9 protein-coding genes are annotated in these 9,300 nt (G+C 41.4%); 2 read left to right on the forward strand and 7 right to left on the reverse strand.

The window, feature by feature from the left end; all coding sequences use genetic code 11:
• Positions 1 to 109 precede the first annotated feature (109 nt).
• A complete protein-coding gene (gene pdxR / locus E1160_RS02160) occupies positions 110 to 1,591 on the forward strand; it encodes a MocR-like pyridoxine biosynthesis transcription factor PdxR (RefSeq protein ID WP_155153349.1) in 1,482 nt (493 codons plus the stop codon).
• Between the two features lie 4 nt (positions 1,592 to 1,595).
• Positions 1,596 to 2,537 (forward strand): bifunctional Delta(1)-pyrroline-2-carboxylate/Delta(1)-piperideine-2-carboxylate reductase, encoded by a 942-nt coding sequence (gene lhpI, locus E1160_RS02165; RefSeq protein WP_328597109.1) that lies wholly within the window; start codon positions 1,596 to 1,598, stop codon positions 2,535 to 2,537.
• Here the strand turns inward: lhpI and E1160_RS02170 are convergent.
• From E1160_RS02170 to E1160_RS02200, 7 genes are all read right to left on the reverse strand, one after another.
• The gene (locus E1160_RS02170; RefSeq protein ID WP_155153350.1) at positions 2,531 to 2,896 is read right to left on the reverse strand and encodes a DUF7793 family protein; all 366 of its coding nucleotides are present in this window, start codon (positions 2,894 to 2,896) and stop codon (positions 2,531 to 2,533) included. The genes lhpI and E1160_RS02170 overlap by 7 nt on opposite strands.
• A 67-nt stretch (positions 2,897 to 2,963) precedes the next feature.
• On the reverse strand, positions 2,964 to 3,326 hold the full coding sequence (locus tag E1160_RS02175; protein WP_155153351.1) for a DUF7793 family protein: 363 nt from the start codon (positions 3,324 to 3,326) through the stop codon (positions 2,964 to 2,966).
• Between the two features lie 102 nt (positions 3,327 to 3,428).
• Positions 3,429 to 4,427 (reverse strand): ABC transporter ATP-binding protein, encoded by a 999-nt coding sequence (locus tag E1160_RS02180; RefSeq protein WP_155153352.1) that lies wholly within the window; start codon positions 4,425 to 4,427, stop codon positions 3,429 to 3,431.
• A 1-nt stretch (position 4,428) separates the two neighbouring features.
• A complete protein-coding gene (locus E1160_RS02185; protein ID WP_155153353.1) occupies positions 4,429 to 5,451 on the reverse strand; it encodes an ABC transporter ATP-binding protein in 1,023 nt (340 codons plus the stop codon).
• Positions 5,452 to 5,455: 4 nt separating this feature from the next.
• On the reverse strand, positions 5,456 to 6,430 hold the full coding sequence (locus E1160_RS02190; RefSeq protein ID WP_155153354.1) for an ABC transporter permease: 975 nt from the start codon (positions 6,428 to 6,430) through the stop codon (positions 5,456 to 5,458).
• A gap of 18 nt (positions 6,431 to 6,448) precedes the next feature.
• Positions 6,449 to 7,432: an ABC transporter permease gene (locus E1160_RS02195; protein WP_155153355.1), complete on the reverse strand. Its 984-nt coding sequence runs from the start codon at positions 7,430 to 7,432 to the stop codon at positions 6,449 to 6,451.
• 117 nt (positions 7,433 to 7,549) lie between these two features.
• Positions 7,550 to 9,133 (reverse strand): ABC transporter substrate-binding protein, encoded by a 1,584-nt coding sequence (locus E1160_RS02200; protein ID WP_218048657.1) that lies wholly within the window; start codon positions 9,131 to 9,133, stop codon positions 7,550 to 7,552.
• Between the last annotated feature and the right edge of the window lie 167 nt (positions 9,134 to 9,300).

Below are 9,300 nucleotides of genomic sequence, written 5' to 3' on the forward strand. Positions count from 1 at the left end.
TTATATTGGATTAAAAGTTATCATAAATATGTGCTGTGATGACGTTTTTCGCTTTTGTTTATGGAGGATAACATTCTATAATCGCCGAACTATTTTTCTTGAGGATGATATGCGCGAAGCCATCTTTCACTTGGAACGCACTGAAGGTGGTTCCATACAAACTCAGTTACGCCATATGTTGGTGGATGCGATTTTATCTGGTCAGCTGGAAGCGGGGAAAGCTGTGCCGTCCTGCCGTAAACTTGCCCAACAGTTAAAGGTATCCCGTAACACTGTCGTCATGGCCTATCAGGGGTTAGTGGATGATGGATTTTTAGTCGCCCGTGAACGTAGTGGATATTATGTCGATCCCGATATAACGGTGGACCGTCTTTCTGGTTTGGATGAAGAAAACGAAGCCGAAGAAAAAGTAAGCTATGACTGGGAAAGTCGATTAAATTTCAAACCCGGGCGACGTAAGCATAAAAAACATTTCAAAGATTGGCGTGAGCAACCCTATCCATTCGTTGCAGGGCAAATGGATTATACACTTTTCCCATTAGCATCCTGGCGTGAATGTTCCCGACAGGCAATGGGGCGCAAAATTATGGAAGATGTGTCTTTCGATGCCTATGACGAAGATGATCCAGAACTGCTGGATCAAATTCGTACACGGTTATTACCGCGGCGTGGCATCAATGCAAAATCCTCCCAAATTCTTGTTACAATGGGGGTGCAGAATGCTTTGTATCTGATTGGCGCTTTGATGATTTCAGAAAAAGATACCGTCGGTTTGGAAGAGCCGGGATATCAAGATTCATATATGCTCTGTACCAAGTCTGGCGCCAAGATTAAGTCCTTACCGTTGGATGAAAATGGTGTAATTGTTGATGAGAAGCTGAACGGCTGTGATTATGTTTATGTAACGCCAAGCCATAATAGCCCTACGACTGTGACATTGAGTATGGCACGTCGAAAAGCGCTACTTGAAAAAGCATCTGAAGAAGATTTTTTAATTCTTGAAGATGATTATGAACCGGAAACCAATTTTATTGGTAATCCAACCCCAGCTTTAAAAAGCCTCGATAAAGAGGGGCGGGTTATCTATATGGGAAGCCTGTCAAAAAGCGTATTTCCAGCCCTTCGAATGGGATATATTGTCGCGCCAGAACCTTTAATACGCGAGTTACGCGCGTTGCGCCGTCTTATGTATCGTCATCCACCCAGCAATAATCAGCGTACAGCTGCCTTATTTTTAGGGCAGGGGCATTATGATTCTTTTATTGCACGTTTGAAGCGCATCTATAAAGAGCGTTGGGAAATCATGCGTGAGGCATTAGATCGCTATTTACCGGGTGCATCTGTTGCTCCAACCTTTGGTGGCACATGTTTCTGGGTAAAAGCGCCAGAATCTTTGGATTCCTCAGATTTGGCAGAAAGCTTAAGAGAAGATGGGGTTTTAATTGAGCCTTGTGAAGATTTCTTTTTTTCAGAAGGGGCGCCAAGTAACTATTTCAGGCTTGGATATACATCTGTACCAAATGAAAAAATAGATGCAGGTATAGAACTTATAGCTAAACATATTAAAAAGTTAAGTGAGAGACAGGGGTAAGGTCGTGAAAATTTTAGATGAAGCACAAACACGTGATGCATTGCCATGGAAGGAACTAGTCGAAGCATTACGTGATATGTTTGAGGCAGGCTGTGAAATGCCTGTTCGTCATCATCACGATATGGAAGTGCCGGGTGAAACTGATGCTACATTACTTCTTATGCCAGCTTGGTCTCCGGGTAACTATGTCGGTGTTAAAGTAGTCTCTGTTTTTCCGGGAAATATGGAAAGAGGTTTACCCGCAATTTATGGAAACTATATGCTTTCAAGTGGTAAGACAGGTGAAATGTTAGCATTAATTGATGGCGGTGAATTAACGGCGCGTCGAACTGCAGCTGCATCGGCTTTGGCTGCGGATTATCTTGCAAAGAAAGATGCAAAGATCCTTACAATCGTTGGTACTGGTCGCTTAGCTGTGAATTTGGCACAAGCTCATTCTTCAATTCGCAATATTGAGAAAATTCAGATATGGGGAAGAACGTTTGAGAAAGCTCAAGATCTTGCAGCTACTCTCGTTGCGCAAGGTATGCCAGCAGTTGGAATTGAAGATCTGCAGGAAGCTGTAGAAACAGCTGATATCGTCAGTTGTTGTACATTATCTTCTAATCCACTTGTGAAAGGTGAGTGGTTAAAGGAGGGCACACATTTAGATTTAGTCGGCGCCTTTAAACCAACTATGCGTGAAAGTGATGATGAAGCAATTCGTCGCGCATCTGTATTTGTAGATACGGTTGATGGAGCAACGAAAGAAGGCGGGGATATTGTTCAACCAATTGCAGATCAGGTCATGACTAAAGAAGATATTTGTGCAGATTTATATGACTTAACCCGTGGCAAGCATAAAGGCCGTCAGAATGATAATGAAATTACTTTATTCAAATCGGTTGGGGCGGCCTTAGAAGACCTTGCAGGTGCGATACTAGCTTATGAAGCTTCAAATCAATAATCTTCCGAGTTAAGCCATTCTTTTGCCTGTTCTACATCTGAAAACACTTTTGTAGGAAACGGGTTTTTCATAATTTTCATAAAGAGTGCGGCAAGAACAAAACCTAACTTCGTCGTAGGAACAATGGCGACAGCTTCTGATAATTTTACAACACGTTCAGAGGCCGATAATTCTTTGACACCACCATCTAAATCAAGGGCACCTTGGGATATAATAATGACTTTACATTTAACGATGCCGGTCAGTTTCTCATGCATTCTGATAGCTTCTGTCATCGATTCTACTGAAACTAGTTCCATACCAAAATCAATGATGACAATGTCATTATCTAGATAGACTCTTAATCTGTCTGAAATCATAGAATGCCAATCTTAATCTATTAATTGACATATGCTAACATATAGCACTGAAAAATTATATGGCTAATCACCCAATCGAATTTAGCCAGTCCTTCGCTTTCTCTATCTCTTCAAAGACTTTAATTGGATAAGGCGAGGAACTGGATGATAAAAAGGTATTTGAAATAATAGCTGCAGCTTTACTTGTGGGGACAATCGCAACAGCTTTTGTATGTTTAATAACTTCGTCTGATATAATGAAGTCTTGCACTTCCTGCCCAACGGAAGATAGTGCATTAACCTTTAATAGAACCCGAGATTCTTCGTCGTTGGCAATTGCACGACGTTTATTAAAACTACGTTTGATGACATCTAAATCGATTAGAATATCTTTATAGTCTGTAATTATTATACCATCTTCACAATAGGTATCAGGTTCAATCGTAATCATAGATCAATCTAAATAGTTAACAAATTATTAACGGAGTTTAGATACTATTTTTCAGGGTTTGTACAGTAGAAAAAGCCCCTCATTTGATGAGGGGCTAACAATTTAATTGTTTCTGTTTTCTTCGACGGCGTGACAGGAAACTTCTGCTCTATCCAGCTTTATTAGAGACGGAGGTTCCGTCTTACAACGGTCATTTGCTAATGGGCAACGCGGATGGAAACTACATCCGCTAGGCATATTAATCGGATCAGGGATTTCACCAACGACGGCATCTGCTGTTCTGCCAAATGCATCTACACGAGGCGCCGCATCAATAAGCATACGCGTATACGGATGCTGAGGTGCTTCAAACAGTTTATCGCGATCTGCAATTTCTACTAACCTTCCCAAATATAATACACCAATCTGATCCGCCATAAAGCGTACCACTGATAAATCATGACTGATGAATAGATAGGTTAAGCCTAAATCTTTTTGCAAATCTTTCATCAGGTTTAACACCTGACTTTGTACTGATACATCAAGAGCGGATGTCGGTTCATCGCAAACGATAAATTCTGGATTGGAAGCAAGCGCACGCGCGATAGCAATACGTTGTCGCTGTCCACCAGAAAACTCGTGAGGATATTTTTCCCCATCAGTTGCAGCTAGACCAACTTGTTCCAGTAATTCAGATGCGCGTGTTTGAATTGCTTTACCTTCAAGTAGGTTAAATGCCTTAATTGGTTCTGCAATGATGTTTTTAACACGCCATCTTGGATTTAAGCTGGCATAGGGGCTTTGGAAGATCATTTGAATACGGCGACGCAAAGCCAATTGGGCCTTTTTGTCCTTAGGATTAAATAGATCTTCTCCATCAACGGTTACATTACCGCTTGTCGGATTTAAAAGGCCAACGACCATTTTACCGATTGTAGATTTTCCAGATCCACTTTCACCAACCAAAGCAAAGGTTTTCCCTTTAGGGATGTCAAAATGAACTTTGTCAGCAGCCGTAAGAAACTGTTTTTCAGAACCTTCTAAAACCCGGTTTAACCATGGTTTAGAAACATCAAAAACTCGACCCAGATCAGATGCTTTTATTAAAGAATTTTCACTCATTTTACGCCCCTTCTTTGAGTTGCGTTTTACTTTGTTCCGCAGCTTCGTCCTTGTAAGCTTCATCATAAAGCCAACATGCAACATCCGTCTTATCTACTGGTTCAAGTATAGGCAGATGTTTGAAACATGCAGAGATTGCTTTTGTACAACGCTGATTAAATGCGCATCCTTGTGGAATAGCTCTTAAGTTAGGCATAGATCCTGGAATTTGGCTCAAACGTTCTGTACTACCAGTAGGAGAGGGTGTGGACGCCATCAATCCAATTGTATATGGATGCGATGGGTTACTTAATACATCCTTCGTTGGGCCAATTTCGGCAAGTCGTCCTGCATAAAGTACCGCAACGCGGTCTGTTGTCTCAGCAATGACACCCATATCATGAGTGATCAACATCACCGCGGTACCCCGTTCATGACAAAGTTTTTTAAGTAATGCCATAATCTGAGCTTGCACAGATACGTCCAAAGCAGTTGTTGGTTCATCTGCAATGATGAGCTCTGGTTCGGCTGCAAGAGCAAGAGCAATGACAACACGTTGACGCATACCACCTGAAAATTGATGCGGATAGGCATCAACACGGCTGGAGGCTGCAGGAATGCCAACCTCTTCCAAAGCAGCAATAGCACGTTGTCTTGCTTCGGCTTCAGATATTTTGAGATGAACACGGATGGTTTCCATAATTTGTTCACCAACGGTCATCAAAGGATTTAAGCTGGTTAATGGATCTTGGAAAACCATACCGATGCGTCGGCCACGAATTTTACGCATTCTCTCATGAGAGATATTATCGATACGCTCATTTTGAAGTCTGATCTCACCACCTGTAATACGACCGGGGCGATCAATAAGGCCAACAATTGCGGAACCGCACATGGATTTTCCAGCGCCACTTTCACCAACAACACCAAGAATTTCACCTTTCTTGATGTTAAAATTGACGCGGTCGACAGGACGTAAGATACCCTTTCTTGTAGGAAATTCTACAATCAGGTCTTCGACTGTTAATACAATTTCTTCTGACATAGGATTACCTTAGCTTAGGGTTCAATACATCACGTAACCAGTCACCGAAAAGGTTTACTGATAACGCAAGCGCCAATAAGGTCAGGGATGGGAATAAAAGAATCCACCATTCACCTGATAAAATGAACTGACGACCAACATTGATAAGTGTCCCCAATGAAGGTTCAGTTTTTGGCGCACCTACACCAAGGAAGCTTAATGTTGCTTCAGCAATAATTGCCAAAGCCAAACTAATGGTTGCGATTACAAGGATAGGGCCTGTCACATTTGGCAAGATATGGCGTAACATGATTGCCCATTTAGATAGGCCAATCAAATGTCCCGCTTGAACATATTCTTTTTCACGTTCAACTAAAGTTGCCCCGCGCACAGTCCGAGCAAATTGTACCCATTCAGAAAGGCCGATTGATATAATCAAAACAACCAATGCCATCTCATCACGTAGATCTGGTGGTGTTAAACCTTTACCCACGCCATAAAGAAGCATTGCAACCATGATGGAAGGGAAGGTCATTTGGATATCAGCAACACGCATGATGACACCATCTACCCAGCCACCTAGGTAACCAGAAATCAGGCCAAGGATAACGCCTAAAGTCATTGCGAATAAAACAGCTGCTAATCCTACAAATAAGGAAATACGTAAGCCGAATAGAATTGTTGAAAAGACATCACGTCCCTGATCATCCGTACCAAGGAAGAAATAATCACCTGTAAAATCATTCTTTGACATAGGCTCCGTAAAACCATTCATCAAATTCAAACTACCCGGGTCAAAGGGGGTGTATGGAGAAATTAGTGGCGCAAAAATCGCACTTAAAATCAACAGCATAAAGGCGATGGAAGCGATAATAATCACTGGAGATTTCTTGTAGGAATGCCAAATGTCTGTATCCATCCAGCGTTTCCAGAATGGCAGATGCTCGTCCTCTTTAAAAACAGGACGGGCAGATGCTCCTCTTTGTGTTTCTTCTGTCATTTATTTTGATCCTGTTTCTTAGTGACCTTTTGAACCGCCGCCAACTTTCAGGCGTGGATCAATTGAAAAATACAATAGGTCTACGATGAGGTTGATTGTTACGAAAATTACCGCAACCAAAAGCAAATATGTAGACATGATTGGAATATCCACCACATTTACCGCATTAATGAATAACAAACCAACACCAGGCCATTGGAAGACGGTCTCAGTAATGATCGCAAAGGCAATAATTGAGCCCAATTGCAGACCTGTTACAGTAATAACCGGCACCAAAGTATTTTTAAGTGCATGGCGGAAATTGATCGCTTTGTTGCTTAATCCACGTGCACGCGCAAAACGAATAAAATCGGTTCGTAACACTTCCAACATCTCGGATCGTACCAAACGCATAATCAATGTCATCTGATATAAACCCAGCGTAACTGCAGGTAGGATCATCGATTTCAAACCATCCAAGGTGAAAATTGAAAGTGGAACACCAAATACATCTAAAGTTTCACCGCGACCATAAGAAGGTAAAACATTCAATTCAACGGCGAAAATCCAGATCAGGAATACACCAATAAGGAATGTTGGTAGGGAAACACCGATGAGAGAAGTCGTCATAATGAAGTGAGCGACAAATCCATCGCGTCTAATAGCAGTATAAATACCTAGGAAAATTCCCAAAGATATCGCAATGAGGCCCGATAGAAGTGCTAATTCTAGTGTGGCGGGTAGGCGATCTAAAATGATCTCTTCTACAGGTAGCCCAACTCGATATGAAATGCCGAATTCTCCACTTAAAACTCTTCCTAGATAGGCCACATACTGAACTGGGAAGGGATCGTTGAGACCAAGACGTTCTCGTAATTCCTCCTGATCTACCAATGTGGCTTCTTGACCCACCATACTTTGGATTGGGTCTCCCATGAACTTGAACATGGCAAAAGAAACCAAGGCGACTATGAAAAGTACCAGTAGAGCTTCTCCGACACGTCGAATGACAAAAGCAAGCATATTATATTGCCTATTTATTTAGAGGTTAAAATAAGAAGAAGGGGCTTTGCAGCCCCTTCTTTCATTTTTTATTGTTTTTCAGACTGTTACCAATTTTCAAAACGATAATGACTTATTTTAGTTGAAAGTCATGAATTTGAAATATGGCTGATCTTCAGGTTGAACTTGGAAATTGATCTTGTTAACCATACCCCAGTTCAACACCTGATTGTGGATTGGAAGGTGAACAACGTCTTTTTGATGTTGCGCCCAAATATCAGCAATTAACTCATCACGCTTATCCAAATTTGTTTCAGAAGATAGAGCTACAATCTTCTTATCAATTTCAGGATTAGAATAACGGTTACCATTGTAAGAACCAGACTTTTCGCCTTCTGTTTGCATTAGGAAGTTGAAAATATATGCAGAGTCAAATGTTGGAACACCCCAACCTAGCATATAGAAATCTGTTGTACGTTTTGTAATTTGAGGGAAATGTTGTGCTTTTGGTTTCGCGTCCAATGTTACACGGATACCAATTTGACCCAACATACCAACTGCAGCCTGACAAATTGCTTCGTCATTTACATAACGGTTATTTGGGCAATGTAATGTAATACCAAAACCATCAGCATAACCAGCATCAGACATCAACCCCTTTGCTTTTGCGATGTCATATGGCGGAATAGCATCCAATTCTTCTGTCCAACCATTCACGAATGGAGGCATGATAACACCTGTTGGATCAGATTGACCGCGCATTACGACTTTTTTGATCGCTTCACGATTAATCGCCATGTTCATTGCTTGACGAACGCGAACGTCTGCTAATGGGTTTTTACCTTCAACATCATCGTTTACCAAATCTGCATCGCCTTGGTTCATGCCAAAGAAGATTACACGATTTTGCGCACCAGTTTCTAGTTTCAAACCATCAGTGCCTTCTACGCGACTTAAGTCTTGTACAGGAACGTCTTGGATGAAATCTACGTTACCAGCAAGTAGTGCAGATACTCGTGTCGCGGCTTCTTGAATTGGTGTGTAAATGATTTCAGTTACTTCTAATGGGAAAGTACCTTTACCCCAATAGTTTTCATTTGCGCGAAGTACTGTTTTCTCATCTTGTGCACGGCTCACCAAAATATATGGGCCTGTACCATTTACAGAACGCACACATGCATTATCACCGTTGTTCTTGAAATCTTGTGGTACTTCACAATTTTTAGATTTTGTCCAACCCTCATCCATCATGAATGTATTGGTCAAAACGTTCGGCAAAAGCGGATTCGGACCATGTGTTTCAATGTGAACTGTATAATCGTCAACTTTACGTGCATCTTTAATTGTATTGATTACACCGCGCATTTCTGCAGTATCCATCAATGCTCGTTTAATTGAGAAAACTACATCATCCGCATTGAAGTCTTCTCCGTTATGGAATTTAACGCCTTCACGTAATTTGAATTCCCATACAGACGGATTATCCGTAGCAGCCCATTCGGTTGCCAATGTTGGAATAATTTTACCTGTCATATCCCGCATAAGGAGAGGTTCATACATTTGATGCGCAAGACCGTGTGTTGCACCTTCATTTTGTGAATGTGGATCAAGTGTTAAAGAATCCCCTTTACGTGCCCAACGTAGAGTTTCTGCATTTGCGGCGGTCATCGCAGTTGCAGACATAAGGCCAGCAGCTGCCGCCAAAATTAACAATTTTTTCAATGTATTCTCCCTCAGAAAGAAATTTTATTTTTTTAGTGATCATTGATGATCATCTCTTAGACCAATTTTTCATGCTGAAAGAATTAATTATAAAAAACAGTTCCTGCAGCCTTCAAAAAATCCAGTCGAAAGATGAGCACGACTAGCTTGTAGAGTCAACCGTGTAA

It is taken from the genome of Curvivirga aplysinae (assembly GCF_009711445.1).
GTDB classification, from domain to species: Bacteria; Pseudomonadota; Alphaproteobacteria; order UBA8366; family Aestuariispiraceae; genus Curvivirga; species Curvivirga aplysinae.